The sequence below is a fragment of the Sulfitobacter pacificus genome (genome assembly GCF_030159975.1).
Lineage (GTDB): Bacteria > Pseudomonadota > Alphaproteobacteria > Rhodobacterales > Rhodobacteraceae > Sulfitobacter > Sulfitobacter pacificus.
In genome coordinates, this window is record NZ_BSNL01000001.1 from 171168 (window position 1) to 198142 (window position 26975).

Here is a 26975-nt window from a genome sequence, read left to right on the forward strand (position 1 = left end):
GTCCGAAGACCAGACCGTTGTCCCTAGTGCCTGTGTGATCATCTGTGTGGCAAACGAACTGGACCTGCGCGTCACCCTGTTTGCGTCCGCCGGGCTGCGCTGATTTGGTCCACCGGCCCCGCGCCCATCTGTGTTGCCGGCTTGGGGGCCGCTGTTGCTGCCCGGGCTGGCAGCGCCGTTGCCCGAAGCGCCGGTGCCGCCGCTGTTGCCAGATCCTCCATTGCCTGCTCCCCCACTTCCAGAGCCAGAGCCAGAGCCAGAGCCAGAGCCAGAGCCAGAGCCAGAGCCAGAGCCAGAGCCAGAGCCAGAGCCGCCAGTACCTGATCCACCCGACCCACTGCCCGAACCATTAGCACCACCTCCGGTGCCGCCCGAACCGCCAGTGCCCCCGCTCCCAGAACCGCCGCCAACGCCATTCCCGGATATCGACACACCAAGACCGCCGGTCGCGCCGGTGCTACTGCCCACACCTGCGTTTACGCCAACATCTTGGCCTTCATTGCTGACACTGACGCTTGTATCGTTCCCCTCTGCGCCTCCGCTCAACCCCACATCAAGGGCAAGGGCGCTGGATGCAAACCCTGTGAAAACAATCATAGTCAGTGTGATTTGTTTGGCCGCTTTCATCTTAAAAACCTCGCTTATTACGGAATTATTTGTCAGCTATGGCAGGGGCCATTGACGCTTGACGAATACTGCTGACAGGCTAGCCGACCGTTGCGTCATTACTTTGACGACCGCACTGGATCTCCGGATTTTTTGCGATTGGGTGGGTAAGCGCGAGAAGCTGAGCAATCTGATGGCTTTGCGAATTTTAAGGATTATCTTGCCCGTTGGATCATGGCAAAATCTGTACTTTTTCACTTTGAGTCCGCAATTTTACGCAGTTTTTCAGTGATTTTCGCCACTCATTGAAACAAGTAACTTTAATTCTAGCGAAAGGGTTGCGCGCCCTCTTTCTCCCTGCGGTGTGATCCCTTACGCTGTCGGAAACACACTCAACCGCAGGGCAGCAGTGACACTCAAAGCGCAAATCAAAGGGCTGATGCGGTTCTCCTACCTGTCTGAAAACGGCTTTGCCAAATCCACTCAGGGTTTGGATGCCATGCGCGCGATGCTTTATGATCCGGCGCGGCTTGAGCGGCGCTTCAATCTGTTTGAAAAGCTGGCGTTTCACACGATGGCTTTGCAGGAAGACACGGATTTTTCCTGTGCGGTGCTGATCGGGGACAGCTTTCCCGACAAGGCGCGCGCCCGACTTGAGGACATCATCAAAGATTTCAAACCGATGCAGATCGTGTCCCTGCCGCCGATGGTGCATATTCAGGCGGTGAAAACAGCGTTCAACGCGCTACCGGATGATCCCGAGGCAACCCATATCGCGACTTTCCGACAGGATGATGATGATGCGATGCACCGCTCGACCACAGCACGGATCCGGGCGGTGGCAGACAATATGCTGGCGGTCCGCGAAGATAAGAAACCTTTTGTGATTGCGTTCAATCGGGGCCTGTATCTGGACCCGCAAAGTGAAACCCCCATCACCGAATGGTATGAACGTGCGCCTTTGGGGATCGGTTTGGCGATGGTCACTCCCAAGGGAGATCACGCAACGGTTTTCCGACGCAACCACAGAAATCTAGTTGAATATTACGACTGTTACACCGAGGTTTCCCGCCCGATGTGGATCAGATCGGTGCATGCCGACAATGATTCAACGGCACAGCCACAGGGCAGGGCGGGGGCGTTGCGCCCGCGCGGCGTGCGGCGAGTCTTGGCGGATGGTTTTGGACTGACGCCGGAAATGTTGGACGATTTGTAAGATGACAGGATTTCAGGATGTCGGTTAACCTTGCAGGGGCCCTGCTGATGATGGCTTCTATGGCTTGCTTTGTGCTGAATGACACGATGCTGAAGCTGACCGGCGGGGCGGTGCCGCTGTTCCAGTTGCTGTTTGTGCGCAGCGTGATCACCTGCGGGTTGATCCTTGCGGCAAGAGGGCGGCTGGGGGCGTTGCATTTCAGGATCGCGCGGCGCGACTGGGTGATTATTCTGATACGCGCCGCGACCGAGGTCACCATCTCCTATTTCTTTCTCACCGCGTTGTTCAACATGCCGCTGGCCAATCTGACGGCGATTTTGCAGGTGGTGCCGCTGGCCGTGACCCTGGCCAGTGCGGTGATCCTGCGTGAGGCGGTGGGATGGCGGCGTAGTCTGGCGATTGCGGTTGGTTTCTGCGGCGTCTTGTTGATCGTGCGGCCGGGGCCGGAAGGCTTTAACATTTGGTCGATCTATGCGCTGATCGCGATGCTGGGGGTCACGCTGCGCGATCTGGTGACACGCCAACTCTCGCCAGAGGTGCCGTCGATGACGGTGACCCTCGTGACCGCGGCCTCTGTCATGGTGGCGGCGGGTCTGGCGTCGCTGTCCACGCCATGGGTTGAAATCACAGCACAGTCATGGGGGCTGATCGTGGCCTCGGCGGTTTGCATCCTTGGCGGCTATTTCTTTTCGATACAGGTGATGCGCAGCGGGGATGTATCCTTCACCGCGCCCTTCCGTTATTCGGGGCTGGTCTGGGCGCTGATCCTTGGTTGGCTGGTTTTTGGCGAATGGCCGCATGTACTGACGCTGATCGGGGCCGCAATTGTTGTCGCAACCGGGGTGTTCAGCTTTTACCGCGAGCGCAAGGTTTCAGGTGCCGGCTAACGCGGCAAAGGCATCGGCAACCACATCGGCATCAATGGCATAGGTTGCTTTGAAATGGGCCTTGCCGGCGGCATCCAGCGGGGTCAGCCGTGGTGATTTGACGCCGGGTTTCTGGCGGGAATCATTGTGATCGTTATGGCCCCGGATCAACATGTCCTGCCCTGAAAAGGTAACCGTCGGCATCTTTTGCCCGACCTTCATATGGGCAAAGTTCATCACACTAAGGCGCAGATCCGGTTGGAACATCAGCGCCAGCGCGGCAGTGGTATAGGGGGCATTGGTTGGTGCAACATCAAGGCCCCGTGCAGAGGGGCGGGCGATAAACCCCTGATTAAAGTCGATGGCGATGTGGCGGTGTTTGGCAGCCATGGGCAGCACATCATGCGCCGCCTCTCGCAGGCGTTCGATATAGGTGCAGGCAACGGCGTCATCATCATCCATGCGAAACTGCAAACAGGCATCACCGTCAAACCGGCGGACCTTGTTGATTGCATCCTGCATGATTTTGCGATGCGGGCCGGGGGGATAGGCGCGGATCACGGCCTGGGGCATATGTTCGACGGCGGCGTGCAGGCGGTCAAGGTAAGGCGTGGGCAGGCTTTCACCAATGACGATCAGAAAGGTGAAATCATCATCCGATTGCGCCAGAAGCGGCGGCAGGGTCATTGTTTCGAAGGTGGCAAAACGTTCTGCCATACGGGCCGGGGCATAGAGGTAATCCATACGCTCCTGAAGGCTGGAATGTTCCACTTGAAATCCGCCATCACCGGGGTAGGAAAAGCGACAGATGCCGATGGTTTGCATAGGATGTGTAACCTTGTTTATCTGCGCACACCATTGCAGCCGCCCTGCATCCACGCAAGCGGCGGCAGGCTGTTGACACCCCTCAAGCCATCGCCTATACGCCCGCTATCTCGGTCGCAGGGATTTCTCTGCCAATCGAAATCATAACTTAAGTGGTCAAGATCCGGTCTAATGCTGACCCGATCCTCTGGTGCCCCACCGCCTCGCTTTCCTCGGTACGGATGCGTTGCGGTGTTTTCGCTTTGTCGCAAGGCAAGGTGCAGAATTTGAAACCGCTTTGGGCCTCGCCCATCGCACCTGAAACGAAGACAGTACGGGGATAAACCGGAATGCCAACGATCCAACAGCTGATCCGCAAGCCGCGCCAGCCGAAACGCAAGACTTCTAAATCCATGCACCTTGAGCAGTGCCCGCAAAAGCGCGGCGTATGCACACGTGTATATACAACCACACCAAAGAAACCGAACTCCGCGATGCGGAAAGTTGCGAAGGTGCGCCTGACCAACGGTTTCGAAGTGATTTCCTACATTCCGGGTGAAAGCCACAACCTTCAGGAGCACTCTGTGGTTCTGATCCGTGGCGGTCGTGTAAAAGACCTTCCCGGTGTGCGTTACCACATCCTGCGCGGTGTTCTGGATACTCAGGGCGTTAAAGACCGTAAGCAGCGCCGTTCTAAATACGGTGCGAAGCGTCCTAAGTAAGTATTCGCAGTGGCGGGGAATGCCCCGCCTGACCGTCAACTGTAGGGCGGGGTTTACCCCGCCGCCCCAATATCCGAGGAAGACAACGACATGTCACGCCGCCACGCCGCTGAAAAACGCGAAGTATTGCCAGACGCCAAATATGGTGATCTGGTCCTGACCAAATTCATGAACAACCTGATGATCGACGGCAAAAAATCTGTCGCCGAAAGCATCGTTTACAACGCCATGACCCGCGTTGAAGACAAAATCAAACGCGCACCCATCGAAGTGTTTCACGAAGCGCTGGAGAACATCCAGCCTTCCGTCGAAGTGCGTTCACGCCGCGTTGGTGGTGCCACGTATCAGGTACCTGTCGAAGTGCGCCCCGAGCGCCGTCAGGCGCTGGCCATCCGTTGGTTGATCAAAGCGGCCCGTTCGCGCAATGAGAACACCATGGAAGAGCGCCTTGCAGGCGAGCTTCTGGACGCTGTTCAGTCCCGCGGTACCGCGGTGAAAAAGCGCGAAGATACCCACAAGATGGCCGATGCGAACAAAGCATTCAGCCACTACCGCTGGTAAAACCTACAAGATCGGGGCTCAGATCCGCTGGGCCCCTGACCCTTTTCATGCATTCTTCTGAGGAAGCACCAAAATGGCACGCGACTATCCGCTAGACCGCTATCGCAACTTTGGCATCATGGCCCACATTGATGCCGGTAAAACCACATGTTCCGAACGCATCCTGTATTATACAGGCAAATCCCACAACATTGGTGAGGTGCACGATGGTGCGGCCACAATGGACTGGATGGAGCAGGAGCAAGAACGCGGTATCACCATTACCTCTGCTGCGACGACCACGTTCTGGCAGCGCCAGGAAGAGCCGACAGCCGATGCAACATCCGACACCAAGTTCCGGATGAACATCATCGACACCCCCGGCCACGTTGACTTCACCATCGAAGTTGAGCGTTCGCTGGCCGTTCTTGACGGCGCGGTTGCTGTTCTGGACGCCAACGCCGGTGTTGAGCCGCAGACAGAAACCGTTTGGCGTCAGGCCGACCGGTATAAAGTGCCGCGCATTGTGTTCGTTAACAAAATGGACAAAATCGGCGCGGACTTCTTTAACTGCGTTCACATGATCCAGGACCGTACAGGGGCAACACCTGCGCCGATCCAGATCCCAATCGGTGCTGAAAACGAACTTGAAGGCATGGTTGACCTTGTCACCATGCAGGAGTGGGTCTGGGAAGGTGAAGACCTTGGCGCGAGCTGGGTTAAAAAGCCGATCCGCGACAGCCTGAAAGAGACTGCCGACAAGTGGCGTGCACATCTGATCGAAACTGCGGTTGAGATGGATGACGACGCCATGGAAAACTATCTGATGGATGGTGCGGAGCCTGATGAAGAAACCCTGCGCAAGTTGATCCGCAAAGGCACGCTGGCGATCAAATTCATCCCCGTTCTCTGTGGTTCCGCGTTCAAGAACAAAGGCGTTCAGCCGCTGCTGAACGCTGTGATCGACTATCTGCCCAGCCCGCTGGACGTTGTTGATTACATGGGCTTTAAGCCGGGCGACGAAGAAGAAGTTCGTGACATCGCACGCCGTGCCGATGACAACATGGCCTTCTCCGGTCTTGCGTTCAAAATCATGAACGACCCCTTTGTTGGTTCCTTGACCTTCACACGCATCTACTCTGGCGTGCTGAACAAGGGCGACACGCTCTTGAACTCCACCAAGGGCAAGAAAGAGCGCGTCGGTCGTATGATGATGATGCACTCCATCGAGCGTGAAGAAATCACCGAAGCATTTGCAGGTGACATCATCGCCCTGGCCGGTCTGAAAGACACCACAACCGGTGATACGCTTTGTGCGGTTAACGATCCTGTGGTTCTGGAAACAATGACCTTCCCTGATCCGGTGATCGAGATTGCGGTTGAGCCAAAGACCAAAGCCGACCAAGAAAAAATGTCAGCCGGCCTTGCCCGTCTGGCAGCAGAAGATCCTTCCTTCCGTGTTGAGACCGACCTTGAGTCGGGTCAGACCATCATGAAAGGCATGGGCGAACTGCACCTCGACATTCTGGTTGACCGTCTGAAGCGCGAATTCAAAGTGGAAGCCAACATCGGTGCGCCACAGGTTGCCTATCGTGAGACCATCTCTCGTGAAGCTGAAATCGTCTACACCCACAAGAAACAGTCGGGTGGTTCGGGTCAGTTCGCGGAAGTGAAAATGATCATCACACCAACAGAGCCGGGCGAAGGTTACTCGTTTGAGTCCCGCGTTGTTGGTGGTTCGGTGCCCAAGGAATATATCCCGGGTGTTGAAAAGGGTATCAAATCTGTCATGGACTCCGGTCCGCTGGCGGGCTTCCCTGTGATCGACTTCAAAGTGGCGCTGATCGAAGGTAAATTCCACGACGTCGACTCATCGGTTCTGGCGTTTGAAATCGCGGCCCGTATGGGTATGCGCGAAGGCATGAAGAAAGCCGGCGCGAAACTGCTTGAGCCTGTGATGAAAGTCGAAGTGATCACACCGGAAGAATACACCGGCGGCATCATCGGCGATCTGACATCACGTCGTGGTCAGGTACAGGGTCAGGACACCCGCGGTAACGCGATTGCCATTGACGCCTTTGTGCCACTGGCGAATATGTTCGGCTACATCAACACCCTGCGGTCGATGTCTTCGGGTCGTGCGAACTTCTCCATGCAGTTCGACCACTACGAAGCTGTGCCACAGGCCATCTCTGACGAGATCCAGGCAAAGTTTGCATAACCGGTAACTTAACAATCGGGGCGGCGGGGTGAACCCCGCCCTACCCACACCGTAGGGCGGGGTTCACCCCGCCACCCAACCAACCAAAAGGAGCCAACACCATGGCAAAGGAAAAGTTTGAACGCACGAAACCGCACGTCAACATCGGCACAATCGGCCACGTTGACCACGGCAAGACCACGCTGACCGCTGCGATCACCAAATATTTCGGTGACTTCAAAGCCTATGATCAGATCGACGGCGCGCCCGAAGAAAAAGCACGCGGCATCACCATCTCCACTGCCCACGTGGAATATGAGACAGAGACACGCCACTACGCGCACGTCGACTGCCCCGGCCACGCGGACTACGTCAAGAACATGATCACCGGTGCCGCCCAGATGGACGGCGCGATTCTGGTTGTGAACGCCGCTGACGGCCCAATGCCACAGACCCGCGAGCACATCCTGCTCGGCCGTCAGGTTGGTATCCCGTACATGGTTGTTTACATGAACAAAGTGGATCAGGTTGACGACGAAGAGCTGCTGGAACTGGTGGAAATGGAAATCCGCGAGCTGCTGTCTTCCTACGAATACCCTGGCGACGACATTCCTGTGATCCCTGGTTCCGCTCTGGCGGCGATGGAAGGCCGTGACAACGCCATCGGCGAAGATTCCATCAAGAAACTGATGGAAGCGGTTGACGAATATATCCCGACACCAGCACGTGCTGTTGACCAGCCGTTCCTGATGCCTGTGGAAGACGTCTTCTCGATCTCTGGCCGTGGTACAGTTGTGACCGGTCGTGTTGAGCGCGGCGTGATCAACGTGGGCGACAGCATCGAGATCGTTGGTATTCGCGACACGAAAACAACAACTTGCACGGGCGTTGAAATGTTCCGCAAGCTGCTGGATCGTGGTGAGGCCGGTGATAACGTTGGTGTTCTGCTGCGCGGTATCGACCGTGACGGCGTTGAGCGCGGTCAGGTTCTCTGCGCGCCCAAGTCTGTGAACCCACACACCAAGTTCGAGGCAGAAGCCTATATTCTGACCAAAGAAGAAGGTGGCCGTCACACGCCATTCTTTGCGAACTACCGTCCACAGTTCTACTTCCGTACCACGGATGTGACCGGTACCGTCGCGCTGCCAGAAGGCACTGAAATGGTAATGCCGGGTGACAACCTGAAGTTCGACGTTGAGCTGATCGCACCTATCGCGATGGAGCAGGGCCTGCGTTTCGCGATCCGCGAAGGTGGCCGTACTGTTGGCGCGGGCGTTGTGTCCAAGATCACTGAGTAAGCAACGACGCCAAAGCGTTGTTGACGGTGCGACGCCTTGTGGCAGTGTCCTTTCCCCTTGAGGAAAGGATCACGAGAGCAAGGTGTCGGCACACAGGTGCTACTAAGAACAAAAGGCCGCTCCTTACCGGGGCGGCCTTTTGCGTTGGGGGGAGGGTGCGGCCTTGCCGCCTATCTATTGGTAAAAGCGTTTCATCACGCGATAGACCTGTTCGCCCTGATTGCCGTTCATGTGCCCATCGCCGGCATTGCCGCGTTCATCCAGTTCAATTGATCCGCCAAAAATGAAATTGCCGCTTGCGTCATATTCCTTGAAGGTGAAGCCGTTCGCCGTTGGTGTCGTAACCCGTGTTCGGATCTCGTGTCGTCCATCGGAAAACACACGGCGGTATTGGCATTCGCCAGCAGTTCTTTTGCAATCATGGGGCCGGTAGTCAATCATCATGCCATCGGCGCGAACCCAGCGGAGGTAATTCCCGTGCCGGTCAAGAAAGGTTGTGAAAACCGGCGTGCCGTCGGGGGAGGGGCCACGGTAACTTTTGAGTACGTAAGCCTTGCCGCTTCGGCCTGCAAAAACATGATGGATCGGTCCGCCCATGCTCTGATCGATGCTGAGATAGTCGCCGGGTGTCATCGTTTGCGGCTGCCATCGGATATCCTGGGCTGAAACGGGGGCAGCGCATACCGCGGCCAGTAAAATACTGCCCAGCATGGATTTTATCATTTTCTCGTCCTTATTGATGACGCGGTACACTTTTAACGTTAGTCGAGCCGCCCAGAACGGGCAAGCTGAACACATCTCATCCGGGTATCGGTGTTGCCTTTGGGTATGTGGACTGTAATGGGGTCGGGTCGCGCGTATGGCTGCCCGGCGGTAGGCTTGTCCATCCCCCTTTCACTTCGTATAAGCCAAGCACTAATGATGGAGGGCGACATGAACAAGACTGCGATCTGAGTAATTTAAAACCTCTCGATCAAAGGATTTTTCATGCCTGTTTCCGACACGCGGCCCTTTGCGGCACCCGACACAATCTACCCTATTTCCAATGCAGATGGCTCTCCACTGAAGGGGACTGTCTTTCTGAAACCAGCGACCCGACATCCCAGGATGACGGTGGGGGAATACACCTATGCCAGTGCCTTTGACCCGCCCGAGGATTGGGCGGCGCGTCTGGCACCGTATCTGTTTGATTTCAGCCCTGAACGGCTGAGCATCGGCAAATTCTGTCAGATTGCTGATGGGGTCACTTTCATCACAGCTTCTGCCAACCATCGCTATGACGGCATCTCCAGCTTTCCCTTTGCCATCTTCGGTGGGGGCGGAATGGAGGGGCGGCCCTCGCTGCCTGAGCCGGGCAAAGATACGGTGATCGGGCATGATGTCTGGATCGGGCAGGGGGCGAAGGTCCTCCCCGGTGCGCGTATCGGGAACGGGGTGATCATCGGTGCCGGTGCCGTGGTCGCGGGCAGCGTTGCGGATTATACGATTGTCGCGGGCAACCCAGCGCAGCAGATTAGGCAGCGGTTTTCCCGTGCAGAGGTCACGCGGCTGAACCGGATCGCATGGTGGGATTGGCCGATAGACGATATTCTGCAGCATGAGGGTTTGATCATGGCCGGTAATGTGGCTGCGCTAGAGGCGGTAGCACCTTAAGCGACGTGAGCTTTCAGAGATCTGGCAGGAGGGCAGAGCCCGCCAAATATGCGCTGTGGTGACAGCGGCGTTAATGGCCGTAAAACCCGTCTGTGACCGGAATTGCCTCTTTACCTCTCATGCGACTCCCCCTATAGGAGCCTTAACCAGACGGGGTGCGCCAATGCGTGCCCCGTTTGAGTTGTACTATGCGCGAAGAGGGTGCCGGATGAGCCGACATCTTCCAATCCGCTAAAGCCCTGATTTAGGGATGATATATACATGGCACAAAGCCAAAATATCCGCATCCGGCTCAAGGCGTTTGACTATCGTGTGCTGGACAGCTCCACACAGGAAATCGTCAACACCGCCAAGCGTACCGGCGCATCTGTTCGCGGTCCGATTCCTCTGCCGAACAAGATTGAAAAATTCACCGTTTTGCGTGGTCCACACGTAGACAAGAAATCCCGTGACCAATTCGAGATCCGCACGCACAAGCGTCTGCTGGATATCGTTGATCCGACTCCCCAGACCGTTGACGCGCTGATGAAGCTCGACCTCGCCGCTGGTGTGGACGTCGAGATCAAGTTGCAGTCGTAAGGAGGGCACGTTCATGTTGCGCTCAGGCGTTATTGCAAAGAAGTTGGGCATGACCCGACTGTTCATGGAAGATGGCAAGCAGATTCCTGTAACCGTTCTTCACCTCGATAACCTTCAGGTTGTTGCACAGCGTACCATCGAAAAGGACGGCTATGTTGCTGTTCAGCTTGGTGCCGGTACAGCGAAGGCCAAACGCACGTCACAGGCGATGCGCGGTCACTTTGCAGCAGCAAAGGTTGAACCAAAGCGCAAGGTTGCAGAATTCCGCGTTGACGCGGATGCGATGCTGCCAGTTGGCGAAGAGATCATTGCGGACCACTATTTCGCAGGTCAGTACGTTGATGTTGCAGGCACATCGATCGGTAAAGGTTTTGCCGGTGCGATGAAGCGTCACAACTTTGGCGGTCTGCGTGCGACACACGGTGTTTCGATTTCACACCGTTCGCATGGTTCTACAGGTCAGTGTCAGGATCCCGGTAAGGTTTTCAAAGGCAAGAAAATGGCCGGTCACATGGGTGCAGCCCGCGTGACAACGCAGAACCTCGAGATCGTGAAAACCGACACAGAGCGCGGTCTGATCATGGTCAAGGGCGCGGTTCCCGGTTCCAAAGGTGGATGGGTGACTGTCAAGGACGCGGTGAAAAAGCCGTTCCCTGAGAACGCTATTGTTCCAGCCGCATTGGCATCCGCCGCTCGTGAAGCCGCGAAAGCAGCTGAAGAAGCCGCCGCAGCCGCCGCCGCTGAAGCCGAAGCAGAAGCCGCACGTCTTGCTGAAGAGCAGGCCGCAGCCGAAGCCGAAGCGTTGAAAGCAGCCGAAGCGGAAATCGCGTCGGATAAAGCAGAAGCTGGTGACCAAAGCGAAGCTTTGGATGATACCAAGAAAGAAGGTGACGCATGAAACTCGATGTCATCAAACTCGACGGCGGCAAAGCCGGATCGGTAGACCTGGACGAGGCCCTGTTTGGTCTTGAGCCACGCGCCGACATCCTGCACCGCGTCGTCCGCTGGCAGCGCAACAACGCGCAGGCCGGTACACATAAGGTCAAGACGCGCTCTGAAGTGAGCTACTCTACCAAGAAGATCTATCGTCAGAAAGGTACCGGCGGCGCTCGTCACGGTGCACGTTCTGCACCGATCTTCCGCGGGGGTGGTGTTTACAAGGGGCCGGTTGTGCGTTCTCATGGTCATGAGCTGACCAAGAAGTTCCGCAAGCTGGGTCTGCGTCACGCATTGTCTGCAAAGGCAAAAGCGGGTGAGCTGGTCATTATCGAGGATGCAAATTCCGAAGGTAAGACAGCAGCATTGGCCAAGCAGGTCTCCAACCTTGGTTGGAAGCGGGCATTGATCATTGACGGCGCAACCGTCAACGAGAACTTCCTGCAAGCCGCGCGCAATATTGAAGGTTTGGACATCCTGCCGACAATGGGCGCTAACGTATATGATATCCTCAAGCGTGACACTCTGGTGATCACGAAGGCGGGCATCGAAGCATTGGAGGCCCGTTTGAAATGAGCGCCAAGCACAACCACTATGACGTGATCCGCAAGCCGATCATCACTGAAAAAGCAACCATGGCTTCCGAAGCCAATGCTGTTGTTTTTGAAGTGGCAATCGACAGCAACAAGCCGATGATCAAAGAAGCTGTAGAAGCGCTCTTTGGTGTCAAGGTGAAGGCCGTGAACACGACCATCACCAAAGGCAAGGTCAAACGTTTCCGCGGCCAGATTGGTAAGCGTAAAGACGTGAAAAAGGCCTATGTGACGCTTGAAGAAGGCAACACAATCGACGTGTCCACAGGCCTGTAAGCCTGACGCGATTGAAATTTTTGAAGGCCCTCCGTGCAAACGGGGGGCCTTTTGCGTTGCCGGGCGCGCCTCCTGCACGGTTGCACTTCGCCCTCGGTTGCATCGTGCCGGACAAGGCATTAACCCTTATCCAGCAAAGCAGGAGGAAACCCGGACGTGTTGGTGATGACGGCAGGGCAGATGTCCGCAGGTCAGGCTGGTCTGCGCCAACGGTTTGTTGAAAACCTCTCGGGTGAGCTGGCGCAGCGCTATGAAATGGCTCTGGATACCCGCTTGCGTGATTTTGTGGCGGACTGTCGGGAGGCGGGGCTGGCAGTTGGTTTTGAAACAGATCGCCAGATTGCTGATTTCACCGAAGCCTGCCTGTTGAGCAAGAATGCTATCCGCCACGATCCGGAATTTGTCGCCCTGATGCAGAAGCCGCTGATGCGTGCAGAGACCAAGGCTGGCGAAATGTTGCGCCGCTGGGTCTGGCCGCATCCAGCCTGGGTGAACGGCGCCGACGAGACAGGAGACTTCTGATGCCGCAAGATGCCGCTGGTGAGGTATATTCGCGCTGCCCCAATAATTGTGCCGAGGCCATGGCGATGGCCAATTCAGAGGTAGATCTGATGCGCCGGATCTCGAACCCGATCCAGCGCAACGTTGGCATCACGCGGTCTTATCAGCAGTTGGGCGCGGCGATGCCGGACAATTGGTGGGTACGGCTGGCGGGATATGTCTCGGTTCAGGGCGGCTGTGCGATGCGCCGCACACAGGCATGGGATGCGCAGACATTGGGTCGCGCCGTGGTAAACCCCGAACAGGCGCTGGCTGCGTTGGGCGATGCCAACATCACAATTTTCGAAAGCGTCTATCCGCCCAATAAGTTCATGCACGAATGCGGGTATGCGCGGCTGAAGGAATGTGTGGAAAGCGGTGAGATTGATGTTGATGAGGACATCATGCGCGGGCTGGAGCAGATTGATCAAGGCAACTTGCAGGCCGGCGCCGATATTCTGGCCGAACATGAACAGGTTGATGTGGTGCAACAAGTCTATAATCGGCATGCAGATGTGTTTGATGATTTGGGTACTGCAGAAGCAATTATGCCCGGCGATCAGACCAGTATTCCGATTGCGGATCACTGCACCCGCGACAATCTGGTCTCACTGGGGGATCTGGATATCGCCAACCCGCAGGACCGCGTTACCTACTATGGCCGTTTGATAAGACGGATGAAGGCACTGGAAGGGCTGTGACCAGTCCAAAAAGAATTGCGGCAGTTTTTGCAATTGCCGCCGCTGCAACGACGATAATCTGGAGAAACGCGATGGACGAGACACCGGTCACCAAACGCGCACCGATGCAGGTGGGCCTGCAGCTGCTGGAACCCGTGGCAAGCCTTTTGGCCCGCAACAATGTTCCATCCTTTGTGGCGACAGTACAGGACCCTGAAACCGGAGACAGTGGTCGCTTCCTGCCTGTGGCACGCGCCAACCCGGATGCCACGGATGATCCTGCGTCGATCTCATTAGCCTATGACGCACCCGGATGCCCTCTCTACCTGCCGGCAGGGCGACAGATGCAGATTTCCTTTGAGGGGCCGGTGGTGGACAGCGCTTATCTGATCTACCCGATGGAGCCGATGGACTGGGATGCCATGCAGGAGATGGTGGCGCAGACCACTGACATCTTTGAACAGGCTGGATGGCCGGTGAAGTCGAAACCACGTTTCGGGCCGCCCACAGAAATACGCCGCAGCATCACGCCCGCACAGTTGAACAAAAAGACCTATGGCACCAAAACCGTGCGCATTGGCGTCTGGCACCCCTGCGACCTGCCTTATGTCGAGGCGACAGCCGAAGTGCGCCATCTCAACTCTGCTCCATCCGGGGTCTCGGTGCCGCCGACCCGTCCAACCCAGCCGCAAGACCATGACGCGTCGGACCGGTTTGTCATGCGGGTGAGTTTCAACATTGATAACACAGCTCTGAGCGAAGAGATCACCGCCCTGCGCGACGCCCGCAGGTTTGAGATGAACGGGACAACCGAGGCGCCGATCGCCATGAAACACTGGGTTGAAACGCCTGATTGGCGCCCCGAGAACTGGCAGGGGCAGTGGATTAAGTAGATGCGTGTGCCGTTCGCCCGCCCGCTGGTTCTTCTCGTAGGATGGCGGTGGCATTAAACTGCTTGCTAAGCTCAGGCAAAAGGCGCATGTGGTCCCTGCGACGTTACTATATCTATCGGCATCACTGCTCCTTACGGCTCAGTCATTCGATCTTTTGCGGACTTAGCCGACCTGCCGCATCCTGCGGGCAGCATATTAAGGAAAAATGACATGGCCACTGGTACAGTCAAATGGTTCAACACAACTAAAGGCTTCGGCTTCATCGCGCCCGATGGCGGCAGCAAAGATGTCTTCGTACATATCTCTGCCGTAGAGCAAGCAGGCCTGACAGGTCTGTCCGATGATCAGAAAGTAACTTTCGACATCGAAGCGGGCCGCGATGGCCGCGAGAGCGCAACAAACATCCAGCTGGCATAAGCCGCGCAGCCCTTTGGGGCTTGATGTGAGTTCTTTGAAGGGGCGTAGTCGCAAGGCTGCGCCCCTTACGCGATGTATGGAGGAGTACGGCAAGGGGAGGAGGGTGTTCCCCACCCGTGGCGGCTGCCCTCTTGAAACCCTATTTGATCTTGGATTTATACATGGGTACGGGTCGTTGATAAATCCATGCTTGCCTGACAACATAGCGGTTCGTTTTTATGGGGGGTAAGCAAATGGGTAATCTGGCGACTGGGCAGTGCCTGTGTGGCGTTGTGAAATTCCGCATATCAGGAGAGTTCGAGAGCTTCTTTTTCTGTCATTGTACGCGCTGCCGCAAGGATAGTGGCTCCGCCCATTCAGCAAACCTGTTTTCGTCGACCGCTCAGATCACCTGGGTGTCCGGCGCGGAGAGTATCAGGAAGTTTCAGCTTTCCGGGTCACGGCATGTGAAGTGCTTTTGCACGGACTGCGGTTCCGCGCTGCCATTCTCCCACGCGAATGAAGGTCTGCTCGTTGTGCCGGCAGGGTCTCTCGATAGCGCGATCAGCATTAAGCCCGATGCGCATATTTGCATGTCAAGCCGCGCGGACTGGGACAACGACCTTTCCACCCTTGAACAGATCGACGGTTTGCCCATCTGAGCGGTCAATCCGGCGGTGCGCCTTGAAGGGATAAGGTTGGGCCTTCTGCTTCATCCGGTTAAGGGTTTGACAACGAAGTTACCCCTCTTTCTGCGCCGTCGCCTCGCAGAACCAGATTTTTTTCCCAAATCCGCAGGTTGTTAAAGACATCATTGGCGCTGCTTGGTATCTCTGGGGTCCAACTCTATCTTGTGACGGCGCGACTGTATGTATCTGACTCAAATGGACAAAACCTCGACCAACTGCCGGTTTTACCGTATTGACTTGCTTCCCGGTCTGTTTGGCGACTGGGCGTTGGTGCGGGAATGGGGTCGCGTTGGCAGCGCGGGGCAGACGCGGACAGATTGGTTTGACGACGAGGCCCAAGCCAAAGATGCGCGTTTTGAGCTGCATATGAAAAAGGCCAAAGTCGGCTACGATTAAGTCTGGGACGAACCGGCTTTATCCGCTGATGCGAAAGCCGCGCGACAGGTGGTTGCGCATGGCAAACCGCAAAACCGCACCGGGCAGTATGGATACAACTGTAACAGCCATCATCAAACCGACGTCGGTCTGAAAGCCGAAGAGGGCGTTCAAGAGGTCACCACCTGTGTGCCCCAGCTGTCGCAATTCGCGGTCAGGGTCGGGGAGAGTTTGCCATCGGTGAACAAAATATCCACATCGCGCAGCGAGCAGATGGTCAGCGGTGCCTTGCGGGTAAATTTATGCTGGTCCGCCACGATCATCACCTTGCGTGACCGCCCGATGGCGGTGCCGCTGACCATGACTTCCTGCCCGTCAAAATCCAGCAGATCACCGTCTGCATCAATGGCGGAACACCCCAGAACCGAGTAGTCAAACTTGAATTGCTTGACCATATCGACAGTCAGTCCGCCCACGATACCGCCATCGGCACGGCGTAAAACGCCGCCCGCCAGAATGATTTCGCAGCTGTGGTTCTGTGCAAGGATGTTTGCAATGTTCAGGTTGTTGGTCACCACCAAAAGGTTTTCATGGTCCAGTAATTCGCGCGCCACCGCTTCGGTGGTGGTGCCGATGTTCATGAAAACAGATGCCCCGTCCGGTATCGCCCGCGCACAGGCCAATGCGATGGATTTCTTGCCCACTTCGTTCAAGCGGCGGCGTTCCTCATAGACGATATTGACCACGCCCGAAGGGATCACCGCGCCGCCATGGACCCGCTCAAGCCGCCCGCTTTGTGCCAGATCGGATAGGTCGCGCCGGATGGTTTGCACCGTCACATCGTAAAATTCAGCCAGCCCGTCCACGGTGACCTTGCCTTCCTTGCGAGCCAGATCAAGGATCTCTTTCTGCCTGAAATTTGCGACCATTGTGTGCTTTCTAACCCTCGGCTTCACGCGCCTTTTGGCAAGGTGCGATGCGGAATTCTGTGACGGGTATCAATCAACAGTCCGTCCAAATCGTCAAGGCCGCGATTCGCAAACTGAACCAAAACGCGGCAGAGCGTTCGATTTGCGAAGAAAATATAGTACCATTTTCAAGGGATTGCGCAAAAAGGAACATAAACGAACATTCGTTATTGCCATGTGGCTTGATGTGGTGTTCTTTGGCCCCATGCGCTGGCAGCGAGTGAACAGCGCGAGATGAATGCGGGGGGCTTCATTGGACCAGCGTGAAAATCACGATACTGTAGACCTGTTTGTCATCGGCGGCGGCATCAACGGATGTGGCATTGCGCGTGATGCGGTTGGTCGTGGGTTCAGTGTTGAGCTGGCCGAAATGAACGATCTGGCTTCTGCCACCTCCTCGGCCTCGACCAAGCTGTTTCATGGCGGGCTGCGCTATCTTGAGTATTGGGAAGTCCGCCTTGTGCGCGAGGCGCTGATTGAACGTGAAACCCTGTTGCGGGCGATGCCGCATATTTCATGGCCGATGCGTTTTGTTCTACCCTACCACAAGGACATGCGCTTTGAGGGCGACACGCCAACCTCGAAAGTCCTGAGCTTTGTCATGCCCTGGATGCGCGGACGTCGTCCCGCGTGGTTGGTGCGGCTTGGGCTGTTCATGTACGACAATCTGGGCGGGCGCAAAATCCTCAAAGGAACAACCTCGATCAACCTGGCGGGCATACCCGAAGGTGCGCCGCTGCAAGACCGCTTTGAAAAAGCCTATGAGTACTCCGACTGCTGGATTGAAGACAGCCGTTTGGTGGTGCTGAACGCGCGTGATGCACAGGCCCGTGGTGCACGGATCAACGTGCGCACCAAAGTTGTCTCGGCTGAGCAAGTCGATGGCCTCTGGCAGATCACGCTTGAGGGGAAGGATACTGGCGAACAGCGGATCGTCACGGCCCGTATGCTGGTCAATGCAGGTGGCCCATGGGTTGAAGATGTGATCCGCAACGCTGTGCGCATCAATTCATCCGAAGGCGTGCGTTTGGTGCGGGGCAGCCATATTGTGACCCGCAAGCTTTATGATCACGACAAATGCTATTTCTTTCAGGGCACTGACGGGCGGATCATTTTCACAATCCCTTACGAGACTGACTTTACCCTGATCGGCACCACTGATGCAGAGCACACGGATGTCGCAACCAAACCAGTTTGCACGCCAGAGGAACAGGATTACCTGATTGATTTTGCATCGAAATATTTGAAGACGGCAGTCAGTAAGGATGACATTGTCTGGACCTATTCCGGTGTGCGCCCGCTCTATGATGATGGCGCAACTTCGGCCACGGCAGCGACGCGTGATTATGTGCTGACATTGGATCAGTCAGCAGGCGCGCCAATTCTGAATGTGTTTGGTGGCAAGATCACCACCTATCGCCGCTTGGCCGAAAGTGCCTTGGAAAAGATCACACCGTTCTTTGAAAAGGACGTTCAGCCCTGGACCGCGGGTGTGCCTTTGCCCGGTGGGGATTTCCCTGTGGATGGTGTTGCGGCACTGATTGCGCAGCTTAGGGCGCAATATCCGTTTCTGGACGACCGTTGGGCCAGCAGGTTGATCAAAGCCTATGGCAAAGACGCTTACGATGTGCTGGGCGAGGCGAAAACCGCCGAGGATCTGGGGCAGAACTTTGGTGCCAACCTGACAGAATTCGAAGTGCTATGGCTGATCGAAAATGAATTCGCGCGGAGCGCCGAAGACATCGTTTGGCGGCGTTCGAAACTGGGTCTTCGGATGAGTGCACAGGAAATTAAACTGCTGGATGACTGGATGGCGCAGGCATTGGGTGCCGCCCGTCAAACAGAAAATGGGGGTGCGTAATGTCACTTGTCCTTGAAAACGTATCCACGGTTATGAACGGGCAGACCCTGATCTATCCTACGGATCTGGATCTGTCTTCGGGCACGATGAACGTGCTGCTTGGGCCGACATCCGCCGGGAAAACATCACTGATGCGTCTGATGGCGGGGCTGGATGTGCCAAACAGCGGGCGCATTTTCTGGGACGGCAAGGATGTGACCGGCATGCGGGTGCAGGACCGGGGCGTGGCGATGGTGTATCAGCAATTCATCAATTACCCGTCGATGAACGTCTATGATAACATCGCCAGCCCGATGCGCCTGCTGGGCAAGACGGCGGATGAAATTGACAAGGCAGTGCGCAGCGCGGCTGACCTGATGAAACTTACCCCGTTTCTGGATCGCAAACCGCTGGAGCTTTCTGGTGGGCAGCAACAGCGCTGTGCGCTGGCGCGGGCGTTGGTCAAGGATGCGGGGCTGGTGTTGCTGGATGAACCGTTGGCGAACCTCGATTACAAGCTGCGTGAAGAATTGCGTGCCGAAATTCCCAAGATTTTCGAGGAAGCCGGTTCAATCTTTGTTTACGCCACCACAGAGCCGGAAGAGGCGCTGCTGTTGGGCGGTAACACTGCCACCATGTGGGAGGGGCGCATCACCCAGTTTGACAAAACACCGGTTGTTTATCGACAGCCGGTTGATGCGACCACCGCGCGGGTGTTTTCCGACCCGCCGATGAATTTTCTGGAAGTGCGCAAATCTGGCGAATCCCTGTCATTTGGGGATGGGCAAAGCGCCCCCGCTTTGGGTGCTTTTGCAGGTCTGGCCGACGGCGTTTTCCTTGCGGGGTTCCGGCCGAACCACCTTGAACTGGACCGGCCCGGTGCCGACGCGATGACGTTCAACGCAACCTTGCAGGTGACGGAAATCACCGGTTCGGAAACCTTTGTACATCTTGATCACCATGGTGACACTTGGGTGGGGCTGATCCACGGGGTGAAGAACCTGAAAATCGGGGCACCGCTACAGGTCTATCTGGACCCGAAACATATCTACATTTTTGCACAAGACGGCACATCGGTTGCGCCTGCGTCTTATGCGACGGCGGCCTGAGGGAGAACGGTCATGGCAAAAATCACCCTCGAAAACCTGGCGCATTCCTATCTGCCCAACCCTAAAGGCGAAGACGATTTTGCGCTGAAAGAGCTGAATCATGATTGGGTGGATGGCGAAGCCTATGCGTTGCTTGGGGCGTCAGGCTGTGGAAAATCCACGCTGCTGAACATCATTTCCGGTCTGCTGCACCCGTCGCAGGGCCGTATCCTGTTTAACGATCGCGACGTGACGATGGCCCCGACAACCGAGCGCAACATCGCGCAGGTTTTCCAGTTTCCGGTGGTCTATGACACGATGACGGTGCGCGACAATCTGGCCTTTCCGCTGCGCAATCGCGGCGCTGATCCGGCCTATATCAAAGAGCGCGTGCAGCAGATCGCAGCGATGATCGGCATGGAAGACACCCTGAACCACAAGGCGCGGGGGCTGACGGCGGATGCGAAACAGAAAATCTCGCTGGGCCGTGGTATGGTGCGCGAAGATGTGAACGCGCTGCTGTTTGATGAGCCGCTGACGGTGATCGACCCGCATATGAAATGGGAGCTGCGCACACAGCTGAAATCCCTGCATCACGAATTTGGTCACACGATGATCTATGTGACCCATGACCAGACCGAGGCGCTGACTTTTGCCGATAAGGTGGTGGTGATGTATGATGGCCGTGTGGTGCAAATGGGCACACCGCAGGAATTGTTCGAGACGCCGGAACATACTTTTGTCGGCTATTTCATTGGCTCGCCGGGCATGAACGTGCTGGACGCAGAAGTGACCGGTGACAAGGCGGTACTGGCGGGCACTCAGATTGATCTGGGCAAAGGTTTTGGTCCGCTTACAGGCAAGGTTGAGCTGGGCGTGCGCCCTGAATTTACGACACTTGCATCCGGTGATCAGGGGTTACCGGTCACGATCAAACGGGTGGAAGACGTGGGCCGCCATAAGATTGTGCGCGCTGATTTCAACGGCACAGAGGTGAATGTCCTTGCGCCGGAAGGTGCCGAAATTTCGCCCGATATGAACCGTGTGGTTTTTGATCCGGCGGGTGTGAACGTTTATTCCGACAGCTGGCGCGTCGCGCCAAAGGGGGCTTGATATGAACAAGACCGTCAATCAAAAGGCGTGGTTTCTGATCCTGCCGGTTCTCGTGCTGGTCGCCTTTTCGGCTGTTATCCCCTTGATGACAGTGGTGAATTATTCGGTGCAGGACACCTTCGGCAACAATCAGTTTTTTTGGGCCGGGCTGGAGTGGTTCGAGGAAATGCTGGCATCCGAACGGATGTGGAACGCGTTGGGGCGTCAGATTACATTTTCGGCGATCATCCTTGCCATCGAAATACCACTTGGGATTTTCGTGGCGCTGAACATGCCAAAATCAGGCTTCTGGGCCTCGCTCTGTCTGGTGCTGATGTCGCTGCCGCTGTTGATCCCGTGGAACGTGGTTGGCACGATCTGGCAGATTTTCGGGCGCGTCGATATCGGCCTGTTGGGCTATACGCTGGCGGCTTTGGGCATTGATTACAACTATACCCAAGATTTCTATGCAGCGTGGATCACCGTCATTGTGATGGATGTCTGGCACTGGACGTCGCTGGTTGCGCTTTTGGCCTATGCTGGCTTGCAGTCCATTCCTGACGCCTATTACCAAGCGGCCAAGATTGATCAGGCCAGCCGCTGGAAAGTGTTCCGTTTCATCGAACTACCCAAGATCATGGGTGTGCTGATGATCGCGATCCTGCTGCGGTTCATGGACAGCTTTATGATCTACACAGAGCCGTTTGTGGTCACCGGGGGCGGGCCAGGCAATTCGACGACCTTCCTGTCGATTGATCTGGTCAAAATGGCGCTGGGACAGTTCGACCTTGGCCCCGCCGCCGCGTTCTCGATCATGTATTATCTGGTGATCTTGCTGGTGTCCTACGTGTTCTACACCGTGATGACGAACCTTGATAAAAGGGATGGCCACTGATGTCCGATGTCGCCCAAACCCAAACCCGCCGTCTGCCCCGCATCAAAGGCAATGTTGTGGTTATGGGGTTATACCTCTTGTTCTTGCTCCTGCCGATTTACTGGCTGGTGATGATGAGCCTGAAAACCAATTCAGAGATCCTGAACACCTTTACCCTGTGGCCGCGTGATCTGACGTTTGACAACTATCTGACGATCCTGACGGATGCGTCGTGGTACACCGGTTATCTGAACTCCATGGCATATGTGGTGATGAATATGGTCATCTCGCTGCTGGTGGCTTTGCCTGCGGCTTATGCGTTTAGTCGCTATACGTTTATGGGTGACAAACACCTGTTCTTCTGGCTGCTGACCAACCGGATGGCCCCGCCGGCGGTGTTTGCCCTGCCGTTTTTCCAGCTTTACAGCTCGGTTGGGCTGTTTGATACGCATATCGCTGTCGCCTTGGCGCATTGCCTGTTCAACGTGCCATTGGCGGTGTGGATCTTGGAAGGGTTCATGCGCGGCGTGCCCAAGGAAATCGACGAGACCGCCTATATCGACGGCTATTCCTTTCCGCGGTTTTTTATCAAGATTTTCACGCCTTTGGTCGCCTCCGGCATCGGCGTCACCGCGTTCTTCCTGTTTATGTTTTCATGGGTTGAACTGCTGCTGAGCCGCACGCTGACATCGGTAAACGCGAAACCCATTGCCGCCACCATGACCCGTACTGTGGGCGCTGCCGGTATCGATTGGGGAGTGCTGGCTGCTGCCGGTGTTCTGACAATCGTGCCGGGTGCTTTGGTGATCTATTTTGTCCGCAACTACATCGCCAAGGGCTTTGCCCTGGGCCGCGTTTAAGCAAAGGAGAACCATAATGGACTGGATGGCATGGACTTGGCCGACCGCCGCATTCTTCGGCATCATCGCGGCCACGCTGGTCACTTTCACGGTGCTGGCGATCAAATATCCCGAGGCACCGCGCGCCGGTATCTTGCGGATCGAAACGACCCGTGGTGATCGGCTTTTCATCACGCTTTTGGGCTCTGCCTTTATCAATCTGGCATGGCTTGGCCTACTGGATGCGCCGCAATGGGGCGCGTTGATTGTTTGCCTGTTCTACGCCGTAGCGGTGTTCCGCTGGGTGTAATCGAAAAGGCAGTCCGGCAGGCAAGAACCGGATCGCCTTCATTACCATCATTTTAGGGAGGAACCAAAATGAACTTGCGACTTAAGGGAACCACAGCGATTGCGCTGGCGACATGTATGTTCGCCGCCCCCGCCTTTGCTGATATGGATGCCGCCAAGGCATTCCTCGACAGTGAAATCGGCGATATGTCGGTGCTGTCACGCGCAGAGCAGGAAGCTGAGCTACAGTTTTTTGTCGATGCGGCCAAACCGTTCGAGGGCATGGAGATCAACGTTGTCTCCGAAACCATTGGCACACACACCTATGAATCCACTGTGCTGGCCCCGGCGTTTGAAGCCATTACCGGCATCAAGGTCACCCATGACCTGATCGGCGAGGGCGATGTTGTTGAAAAGCTGCAAACACAGATGCAGTCGGGCGAAAACATCTATGACGCCTATATCAACGACTCTGATCTGATCGGCACGCACTGGCGCTATCAGCAGGCGCGTAACCTGACCGACTGGATGTCCGGCGAAGGGGCGGCTGTTACCAACCCGAACCTCGATCTGGAAGATTTCATCGGCCTGTCCTTCACCACCGGACCGGATGGCAAAGTTTATCAATTGCCCGACCAGCAGTTCGCGAACCTTTATTGGTTCCGCTATGATTGGTTCAACGACGAACAGAACAAGACGGATTTCAAAGCGAAATACGGTTATGATCTGGGTGTGCCGGTCAACTGGACCGCTTACGAGGACATCGCTGAATTCTTCACTGGTCGTGACCTGTCGCGTCTGGGTGTCGAAGGCGAAGTCTTTGGTAACATGGACTACGGCAAGAAAGACCCGTCTTTGGGTTGGCGTTATACTGACGCGTGGCTGTCCATGGCTGGTGCCGGTGACGTAGGCGAGCCGAACGGCTTGCCGGTTGACGAATGGGGCATCCGTGTGAACGAGAATTCACAGCCGGTTGGTTCCTGCGTCGCGCGCGGTGGTGCCACCAACGGACCTGCCGCAGTCTATGCTGTGACCAAAGCAATTGAATGGCTGGAGAAATACTCTCCACCAGCGGCTGCCGGTATGACATTCTCCGAGGCGGGCCCAATCCCGGCGCAGGGCAATGTTGCACAGCAGATGTTCTGGTACACGGCATTTACAGCCGCATCGGTAGAGCCTGATCTGCCCGTGATGAACGAAGATGGCACGCCAAAATGGCGCATGGCACCTTCGCCGCATGGTGCATATTGGACTGAAGGCACCAAGATCGGATACCAAGATGCCGGTTCCTGGACCTTGATGAAATCAACACCTGTTGATCGCGCTCAGGCGGCTTGGCTCTATGCCCAGTTCGTGACCTCCAAAACCGTTGACGTGAAGAAAAGCCATGTTGGTCTGACATTCATCCGTGAATCCACGATCCAGCACGACAGCTTTACCGAGCGCGCGCCGAAACTGGGTGGTCTGGTTGAGTTCTACCGTTCGCCTGCGCGCGTTCAGTGGTCACCAACCGGCACCAACGTGCCTGATTATCCAAAGCTCGCACAGCTGTGGTGGCAGAACATTGGTGATGCGATGTCTGGTGCAAAAACACCTCAGGAAGCACTGGATTCACTTTGCGCAGATCAGGAAAAGGTTCTGATCCGTCTGGAGCGTGCCGGTGTTCAGGGCGACATTGGCCCGAAGATGAACGAGGAGAAAGATGCTGATTACTGGCTGTCACAGCCCGGTTCGCCCAAAGCAAAACTGGCAAACGAAGACGAAGAGCCGGTAACGATCGCTTATGACGAGCTGATCAAGTCCTGGCAGTAAGCCATTGATCCGGGGCCGGTTCGCCGGCCCCGGATACCTTTTCTGTCGCAGATCTATATATCGCCAAAGGCTGTCAGATATTCACTGACCCGCACACCAAAGCGACGTTGGAACGCGCGGCGCATCCGTTGCAGATCCCCAAAACCACTGTCCTTTGCGACTTGTTTCAGCGGCAGATTTTCCTGCAACAGTCCCCGTGCATGATCGACCCGCACCCGTTCGACAAACTGCGCTGGCGTGTCCTGTAAATCCCGTTTGAAATGCCGCGACAGTGTGCGTGGGTTCATGCCTGCCGTATCCGCCAACACCTCCAATGACCAATCTGATTGCGGGTTTGTCACCACCTGTTCGATCAGCCGGGTCAGGGCATCATCCTGTGAAAATTGACCGGCCAGATGGATGGCATATTGGCTTTGCCCGCCAGTGCGGCGCAGCTGCACCACCAGCTCGCGGGCCACTTCTAGCGCAACGGCTGGTCCGCAATCAGCGCGGATGATCGCCAGCGCCAGATCAATCCCCGTGGCCACGCCAGCAGAGGTGAACAACCGGTCCTGCGTGGTGCTGATCCGGTCCAGATCCCAGGCAACCTTTGCGAAATTGCGCACATCTGCCGCACGCGACCAATGGGTTGTGGCCGCATGCCCGTCCAGAACACCCGCCGCCGCCAACACCAAGGCACCAGAACAGATGGAGATCAGCCGCCCATTGCCAGCCCTTGCGGCGCGGTCGTGAATGATCCGGCGCAAGGATTCATCAGGGATCAGGGCATCCACGCCAACCCCTCCGGGGATCAATAAGTCATCGCTGCTGGACGTGTCACACAGCCGCGCATCCGCGTCCAGCCGCAGCCCGCAACAGCTGCGCACCGCTGCGCCATCCAGCGAGACATAGCGCATTTCATATTTTCTGCGGTTGTTGATCCTTGCGGTCTTGAACACCTGAACAGGGCCGGCGACGTCCAGCAAATTCACGTCATCAAACACCAGAACATCAATGCTGCGCGGAGAAAGCTGTTTGTCCATTTTTGACGCCTATTTGACATATCAGACATCGTGCATCCGATTTACAAACCGGGGTGTCAACCATTTCCAAAAGAGATTTGCCCATGTCCTCCCTGACCTTTGCCCGCAACGGAAACTTTCTGGGGCTGCTTGCGGCCAATACCATCCTCGGCGCGGCGATGCCGATGTTGATCATCCTTGGCGGGCTTGCCGGGCTGATGCTGGCCCCGTCCACGGCGCTTGCGACCTTGCCTGCCTCGCTTCAAACACTGGCGGGCTTGTTTGCAGCAGCACCTTTTTCCCTGCTGATGGGGCGGCGTGGCCGCAGGGCGGGGTTTGCCCTTGGTGTTGCTGCGGCGATGGCTGGTGCGTTGTTGGGGGGCTGGGCGATGATCAGCGGCAGTTTCATCCTGCTGTGCATCGCGCATCTGTTCCTTGGGGCCGCGCTTGCCTGTTTTCAGTTTTTCCGCTTTGCAGCGGCAGAGGTGGTCAGCCCGGAATGGCAGCCGGTGGCGATTTCGCTGATGTTGACATCGGGGTTGGTGGCGGCCTTTGGCGGGCCGCAGGTGTTTATCATGGCCAAAGACGCTCTTGCGCCCGTGCCGCTTGCGGGGGCTTACGGCGCGATTGCGGTTATCTCCCTGATCGGGCTGTTGCCGCTTGCCTTCGTGCGTATGGCGAAACCTATAGCCCCCGCGAAGCAGAGCTTTGGCAAGCGGCTGGCCTCCCTTTCAGTGCTGCGACGCGGGCCAGTGCGCAAAGCCGTGGCCATTGGTGCGGTATCGCAGGGCATCATGGTGTTCCTGATGATCCCCACGCCGCTTGCCATGGTGGGCTGTGGCTTCAGCGAGGCCACGTCGGGTGATGTGATCCGCTGGCATGTGGTCGCCATGTTCGCGCCCAGTTTTTTCACCGGCTTTCTGATCAAACGTTATGGAACACAGCGCATCGCGATTGGTGGGCTGGTCCTGTTGATCCTGTCTGCGCTTGTTGCGCTCAGCGGTCTGTCGGGTGTGCATTTCTATGCCTCGCTGATCCTGTTGGGGCTGGGGTGGAACTTTGGCTTTATCGGCGCGACAAACATGTTGGCAAATGTGGTGTCGGAAGCAGAAAAGCCCGTGGTGCAGGGGGCGAATGACACAGTGATTGCGCTGGCCTCGACGATCTGTGCCTTTGCTGCGGGGGCCATTGTCGCGGGATATGGCTGGACGGTGCTTGCCGTGGTTGCCTTGATCATTCTGGTGATCGCATTGGGCGCGGTTCTGATGCCCGCGCGCCAAGCCGTGTGAGCATGATCTGACCACTACGATG

Annotated in this window: 31 protein-coding genes; 25 read left to right on the plus strand and 6 right to left on the minus strand. The window is 56.5% G+C overall.

The genetic code is table 11. The features are described 5' to 3' along the window. Nucleotides 1-71: 71 nt before the first annotated feature. Nucleotides 72-410: a hypothetical protein gene (locus QQL78_RS00955; RefSeq protein ID WP_284369658.1), complete on the minus strand. Its 339-nt coding sequence runs from the start codon at nucleotides 408-410 to the stop codon at nucleotides 72-74. Between the two features lie 605 nt (nucleotides 411-1015). On the opposite strand from QQL78_RS00955, the gene QQL78_RS00960 reads away from it, so the two are divergent. Both QQL78_RS00960 and QQL78_RS00965 read left to right on the plus strand, forming a co-directional pair. After that, entirely contained in the window at nucleotides 1016-1822 is an 807-nt protein-coding gene (locus tag QQL78_RS00960; protein WP_284369660.1) for a glycosyltransferase, read from the plus strand. A gap of 17 nt (nucleotides 1823-1839) precedes the next feature. After that, a complete protein-coding gene (locus QQL78_RS00965; RefSeq protein ID WP_284369662.1) occupies nucleotides 1840-2709 on the plus strand; it encodes a DMT family transporter in 870 nt (289 codons plus the stop codon). On the opposite strand, the gene QQL78_RS00970 is transcribed toward QQL78_RS00965, so the two are convergent. Continuing rightward, the gene (locus tag QQL78_RS00970; protein WP_284369664.1) at nucleotides 2695-3513 is read right to left on the minus strand and encodes a putative rhamnosyl transferase; all 819 of its coding nucleotides are present in this window, start codon (nucleotides 3511-3513) and stop codon (nucleotides 2695-2697) included. The two genes, QQL78_RS00965 and QQL78_RS00970, sit on opposite strands and share 15 nt — an antisense overlap. Nucleotides 3514-3842: 329 nt before the next feature. Here QQL78_RS00970 and rpsL point away from each other — a divergent pair, with 329 nt between their 5' ends. The 4 genes from rpsL to tuf all read left to right on the plus strand — a co-directional run bounded on the left by rpsL (nucleotide 3843) and on the right by tuf (nucleotide 8252). Continuing rightward, complete coding sequence (gene rpsL, locus QQL78_RS00975) at nucleotides 3843-4214, plus strand: 30S ribosomal protein S12 (protein ID WP_025043561.1); 372 nt, start codon at nucleotides 3843-3845, stop codon at nucleotides 4212-4214. A 90-nt stretch (nucleotides 4215-4304) separates the two neighbouring features. Beyond that, nucleotides 4305-4775, plus strand: coding sequence for a 30S ribosomal protein S7 (rpsG, locus tag QQL78_RS00980; RefSeq protein WP_284369670.1), 471 nt, complete (start codon nucleotides 4305-4307; stop codon nucleotides 4773-4775). Between the two features lie 73 nt (nucleotides 4776-4848). Continuing rightward, nucleotides 4849-6975 (plus strand): elongation factor G, encoded by a 2127-nt coding sequence (gene fusA / locus QQL78_RS00985; protein ID WP_284369672.1) that lies wholly within the window; start codon nucleotides 4849-4851, stop codon nucleotides 6973-6975. A 101-nt stretch (nucleotides 6976-7076) separates the two neighbouring features. After that, the gene (gene tuf, locus QQL78_RS00990; RefSeq protein ID WP_284369623.1) at nucleotides 7077-8252 is read left to right on the plus strand and encodes an elongation factor Tu; all 1176 of its coding nucleotides are present in this window, start codon (nucleotides 7077-7079) and stop codon (nucleotides 8250-8252) included. A 174-nt stretch (nucleotides 8253-8426) separates the two neighbouring features. Here tuf and QQL78_RS00995 read toward each other — a convergent pair whose 3' ends face one another. Then, nucleotides 8427-8963, minus strand: a complete 537-nt coding sequence (locus QQL78_RS00995; RefSeq protein ID WP_284369674.1) for a hypothetical protein — start codon at nucleotides 8961-8963, stop codon at nucleotides 8427-8429. Nucleotides 8964-9239: 276 nt separating this feature from the next. Between QQL78_RS00995 and QQL78_RS01000 the strand changes: the two genes are divergently transcribed. From QQL78_RS01000 to QQL78_RS01050, 11 genes are all read left to right on the plus strand, one after another. Continuing rightward, nucleotides 9240-9905, plus strand: coding sequence for a CatB-related O-acetyltransferase (locus QQL78_RS01000; protein ID WP_284369676.1), 666 nt, complete (start codon nucleotides 9240-9242; stop codon nucleotides 9903-9905). A gap of 261 nt (nucleotides 9906-10166) precedes the next feature. Then, a complete protein-coding gene (rpsJ, locus tag QQL78_RS01005; RefSeq protein WP_025050499.1) occupies nucleotides 10167-10484 on the plus strand; it encodes a 30S ribosomal protein S10 in 318 nt (105 codons plus the stop codon). 13 nt (nucleotides 10485-10497) lie between these two features. Further along, nucleotides 10498-11382 carry a 50S ribosomal protein L3 gene (rplC, locus tag QQL78_RS01010; RefSeq protein WP_284369683.1) on the plus strand — a complete coding sequence of 295 codons (885 nt, stop codon included), beginning with the start codon at nucleotides 10498-10500 and terminating at the stop codon, nucleotides 11380-11382. Further along, complete coding sequence (gene rplD, locus QQL78_RS01015; RefSeq protein ID WP_284369685.1) at nucleotides 11379-11996, plus strand: 50S ribosomal protein L4; 618 nt, start codon at nucleotides 11379-11381, stop codon at nucleotides 11994-11996. The genes rplC and rplD overlap by 4 nt, the downstream gene beginning before the upstream one ends. Then, on the plus strand, nucleotides 11993-12289 hold the full coding sequence (locus QQL78_RS01020) for a 50S ribosomal protein L23 (protein ID WP_284369686.1): 297 nt from the start codon (nucleotides 11993-11995) through the stop codon (nucleotides 12287-12289). Before rplD ends, QQL78_RS01020 begins: the two co-directional genes overlap by 4 nt. Nucleotides 12290-12445: 156 nt before the next feature. Beyond that, complete coding sequence (locus QQL78_RS01025) at nucleotides 12446-12811, plus strand: hypothetical protein (protein WP_284369688.1); 366 nt, start codon at nucleotides 12446-12448, stop codon at nucleotides 12809-12811. Continuing rightward, nucleotides 12811-13530, plus strand: coding sequence for a DUF2515 family protein (locus QQL78_RS01030; protein ID WP_284369690.1), 720 nt, complete (start codon nucleotides 12811-12813; stop codon nucleotides 13528-13530). Before QQL78_RS01025 ends, QQL78_RS01030 begins: the two co-directional genes overlap by 1 nt. 71 nt (nucleotides 13531-13601) lie before the next feature. Then, nucleotides 13602-14402: a hypothetical protein gene (locus tag QQL78_RS01035; protein ID WP_284369692.1), complete on the plus strand. Its 801-nt coding sequence runs from the start codon at nucleotides 13602-13604 to the stop codon at nucleotides 14400-14402. Nucleotides 14403-14612: 210 nt separating this feature from the next. Further along, nucleotides 14613-14819, plus strand: a complete 207-nt coding sequence (locus QQL78_RS01040; RefSeq protein ID WP_025048099.1) for a cold-shock protein — start codon at nucleotides 14613-14615, stop codon at nucleotides 14817-14819. A 233-nt stretch (nucleotides 14820-15052) separates the two neighbouring features. Further along, nucleotides 15053-15460: a GFA family protein gene (locus QQL78_RS01045; RefSeq protein WP_284369702.1), complete on the plus strand. Its 408-nt coding sequence runs from the start codon at nucleotides 15053-15055 to the stop codon at nucleotides 15458-15460. Between the two features lie 207 nt (nucleotides 15461-15667). Further along, entirely contained in the window at nucleotides 15668-15883 is a 216-nt protein-coding gene (locus tag QQL78_RS01050; protein WP_284369704.1) for a WGR domain-containing protein, read from the plus strand. Nucleotides 15884-15901: 18 nt separating this feature from the next. On the opposite strand, the gene QQL78_RS01055 is transcribed toward QQL78_RS01050, so the two are convergent. Together QQL78_RS01055 and QQL78_RS01060 are read right to left on the minus strand one after the other, a co-directional pair. After that, nucleotides 15902-16036: a hypothetical protein gene (locus QQL78_RS01055; protein WP_284369706.1), complete on the minus strand. Its 135-nt coding sequence runs from the start codon at nucleotides 16034-16036 to the stop codon at nucleotides 15902-15904. Further along, nucleotides 16033-16791, minus strand: a complete 759-nt coding sequence (locus tag QQL78_RS01060) for a DeoR/GlpR family DNA-binding transcription regulator (protein WP_284369708.1) — start codon at nucleotides 16789-16791, stop codon at nucleotides 16033-16035. The genes QQL78_RS01055 and QQL78_RS01060 overlap by 4 nt, the downstream gene beginning before the upstream one ends. 277 nt (nucleotides 16792-17068) lie before the next feature. On the opposite strand from QQL78_RS01060, the gene glpD reads away from it, so the two are divergent. The 7 genes from glpD (at nucleotide 17069) to QQL78_RS01095 (ending at nucleotide 24663) form a co-directional block, all read left to right on the plus strand. After that, the gene (gene glpD, locus QQL78_RS01065; RefSeq protein ID WP_431358326.1) at nucleotides 17069-18691 is read left to right on the plus strand and encodes a glycerol-3-phosphate dehydrogenase; all 1623 of its coding nucleotides are present in this window, start codon (nucleotides 17069-17071) and stop codon (nucleotides 18689-18691) included. After that, the gene (locus tag QQL78_RS01070; RefSeq protein ID WP_284369711.1) at nucleotides 18691-19779 is read left to right on the plus strand and encodes an ABC transporter ATP-binding protein; all 1089 of its coding nucleotides are present in this window, start codon (nucleotides 18691-18693) and stop codon (nucleotides 19777-19779) included. The genes glpD and QQL78_RS01070 overlap by 1 nt, the downstream gene beginning before the upstream one ends. Before the next feature lie 12 nt (nucleotides 19780-19791). Beyond that, nucleotides 19792-20871, plus strand: a complete 1080-nt coding sequence (locus tag QQL78_RS01075; RefSeq protein ID WP_284369713.1) for an ABC transporter ATP-binding protein — start codon at nucleotides 19792-19794, stop codon at nucleotides 20869-20871. 1 nt (nucleotide 20872) lies between these two features. Next, complete coding sequence (locus tag QQL78_RS01080) at nucleotides 20873-21745, plus strand: carbohydrate ABC transporter permease (RefSeq protein ID WP_025043576.1); 873 nt, start codon at nucleotides 20873-20875, stop codon at nucleotides 21743-21745. Continuing rightward, entirely contained in the window at nucleotides 21745-22584 is an 840-nt protein-coding gene (locus QQL78_RS01085) for a carbohydrate ABC transporter permease (RefSeq protein ID WP_284369718.1), read from the plus strand. The genes QQL78_RS01080 and QQL78_RS01085 overlap by 1 nt, the downstream gene beginning before the upstream one ends. Before the next feature lie 16 nt (nucleotides 22585-22600). Further along, nucleotides 22601-22873 carry a DUF2160 domain-containing protein gene (locus QQL78_RS01090; protein ID WP_284369719.1) on the plus strand — a complete coding sequence of 91 codons (273 nt, stop codon included), beginning with the start codon at nucleotides 22601-22603 and terminating at the stop codon, nucleotides 22871-22873. Between the two features lie 68 nt (nucleotides 22874-22941). Beyond that, nucleotides 22942-24663, plus strand: coding sequence for an ABC transporter substrate-binding protein (locus tag QQL78_RS01095; protein ID WP_284369721.1), 1722 nt, complete (start codon nucleotides 22942-22944; stop codon nucleotides 24661-24663). Nucleotides 24664-24716: 53 nt separating this feature from the next. Here QQL78_RS01095 and QQL78_RS01100 read toward each other — a convergent pair whose 3' ends face one another. After that, entirely contained in the window at nucleotides 24717-25685 is a 969-nt protein-coding gene (locus QQL78_RS01100) for a GlxA family transcriptional regulator (protein WP_284369723.1), read from the minus strand. A gap of 83 nt (nucleotides 25686-25768) precedes the next feature. Between QQL78_RS01100 and QQL78_RS01105 the strand changes: the two genes are divergently transcribed. Continuing rightward, entirely contained in the window at nucleotides 25769-26953 is a 1185-nt protein-coding gene (locus tag QQL78_RS01105; protein WP_284369725.1) for an MFS transporter, read from the plus strand. Nucleotides 26954-26975: the final 22 nt, after the last annotated feature.

Excerpts from the sequence above, each read along its gene's own strand:
- glpD (WP_431358326.1), top strand. The coding sequence starts at position 17,069 with ATGCGGGGGGCTTCATTGGACCAGCGTGAAAATCACGATACTGTAGAC.
- QQL78_RS01075 (WP_284369713.1), top strand. The coding sequence starts at position 19,792 with ATGGCAAAAATCACCCTCGAAAACCTGGCGCATTCCTATCTGCCCAAC.
- QQL78_RS01105 (WP_284369725.1), top strand. The coding sequence starts at position 25,769 with ATGTCCTCCCTGACCTTTGCCCGCAACGGAAACTTTCTGGGGCTGCTT.
- rpsL (WP_025043561.1), top strand. The coding sequence starts at position 3,843 with ATGCCAACGATCCAACAGCTGATCCGCAAGCCGCGCCAGCCGAAACGC.
- rpsG (WP_284369670.1), top strand. The coding sequence starts at position 4,305 with ATGTCACGCCGCCACGCCGCTGAAAAACGCGAAGTATTGCCAGACGCC.
- QQL78_RS01020 (WP_284369686.1), top strand. The coding sequence starts at position 11,993 with ATGAGCGCCAAGCACAACCACTATGACGTGATCCGCAAGCCGATCATC.
- tuf (WP_284369623.1), top strand. The coding sequence starts at position 7,077 with ATGGCAAAGGAAAAGTTTGAACGCACGAAACCGCACGTCAACATCGGC.
- rpsJ (WP_025050499.1), top strand. The coding sequence starts at position 10,167 with ATGGCACAAAGCCAAAATATCCGCATCCGGCTCAAGGCGTTTGACTAT.
- fusA (WP_284369672.1), top strand. The coding sequence starts at position 4,849 with ATGGCACGCGACTATCCGCTAGACCGCTATCGCAACTTTGGCATCATG.
- QQL78_RS01040 (WP_025048099.1), top strand. The coding sequence starts at position 14,613 with ATGGCCACTGGTACAGTCAAATGGTTCAACACAACTAAAGGCTTCGGC.
- QQL78_RS01085 (WP_284369718.1), top strand. The coding sequence starts at position 21,745 with ATGTCCGATGTCGCCCAAACCCAAACCCGCCGTCTGCCCCGCATCAAA.
- QQL78_RS00970 (WP_284369664.1), bottom strand. The coding sequence starts at position 3,513 with ATGCAAACCATCGGCATCTGTCGCTTTTCCTACCCCGGTGATGGCGGA.
- QQL78_RS01060 (WP_284369708.1), bottom strand. The coding sequence starts at position 16,791 with ATGGTCGCAAATTTCAGGCAGAAAGAGATCCTTGATCTGGCTCGCAAG.
- QQL78_RS00995 (WP_284369674.1), bottom strand. The coding sequence starts at position 8,963 with ATGCTGGGCAGTATTTTACTGGCCGCGGTATGCGCTGCCCCCGTTTCA.
- QQL78_RS01045 (WP_284369702.1), top strand. The coding sequence starts at position 15,053 with ATGGGTAATCTGGCGACTGGGCAGTGCCTGTGTGGCGTTGTGAAATTC.
- QQL78_RS01090 (WP_284369719.1), top strand. The coding sequence starts at position 22,601 with ATGGACTGGATGGCATGGACTTGGCCGACCGCCGCATTCTTCGGCATC.
- rplD (WP_284369685.1), top strand. The coding sequence starts at position 11,379 with ATGAAACTCGATGTCATCAAACTCGACGGCGGCAAAGCCGGATCGGTA.
- QQL78_RS01030 (WP_284369690.1), top strand. The coding sequence starts at position 12,811 with ATGCCGCAAGATGCCGCTGGTGAGGTATATTCGCGCTGCCCCAATAAT.
- QQL78_RS01050 (WP_284369704.1), top strand. The coding sequence starts at position 15,668 with ATGTATCTGACTCAAATGGACAAAACCTCGACCAACTGCCGGTTTTAC.
- QQL78_RS01035 (WP_284369692.1), top strand. The coding sequence starts at position 13,602 with ATGGACGAGACACCGGTCACCAAACGCGCACCGATGCAGGTGGGCCTG.
- QQL78_RS01000 (WP_284369676.1), top strand. The coding sequence starts at position 9,240 with ATGCCTGTTTCCGACACGCGGCCCTTTGCGGCACCCGACACAATCTAC.
- QQL78_RS00965 (WP_284369662.1), top strand. The coding sequence starts at position 1,840 with ATGTCGGTTAACCTTGCAGGGGCCCTGCTGATGATGGCTTCTATGGCT.
- QQL78_RS01070 (WP_284369711.1), top strand. The coding sequence starts at position 18,691 with ATGTCACTTGTCCTTGAAAACGTATCCACGGTTATGAACGGGCAGACC.
- QQL78_RS01080 (WP_025043576.1), top strand. The coding sequence starts at position 20,873 with ATGAACAAGACCGTCAATCAAAAGGCGTGGTTTCTGATCCTGCCGGTT.
- QQL78_RS01100 (WP_284369723.1), bottom strand. The coding sequence starts at position 25,685 with ATGGACAAACAGCTTTCTCCGCGCAGCATTGATGTTCTGGTGTTTGAT.
- rplC (WP_284369683.1), top strand. The coding sequence starts at position 10,498 with ATGTTGCGCTCAGGCGTTATTGCAAAGAAGTTGGGCATGACCCGACTG.
- QQL78_RS01095 (WP_284369721.1), top strand. The coding sequence starts at position 22,942 with ATGAACTTGCGACTTAAGGGAACCACAGCGATTGCGCTGGCGACATGT.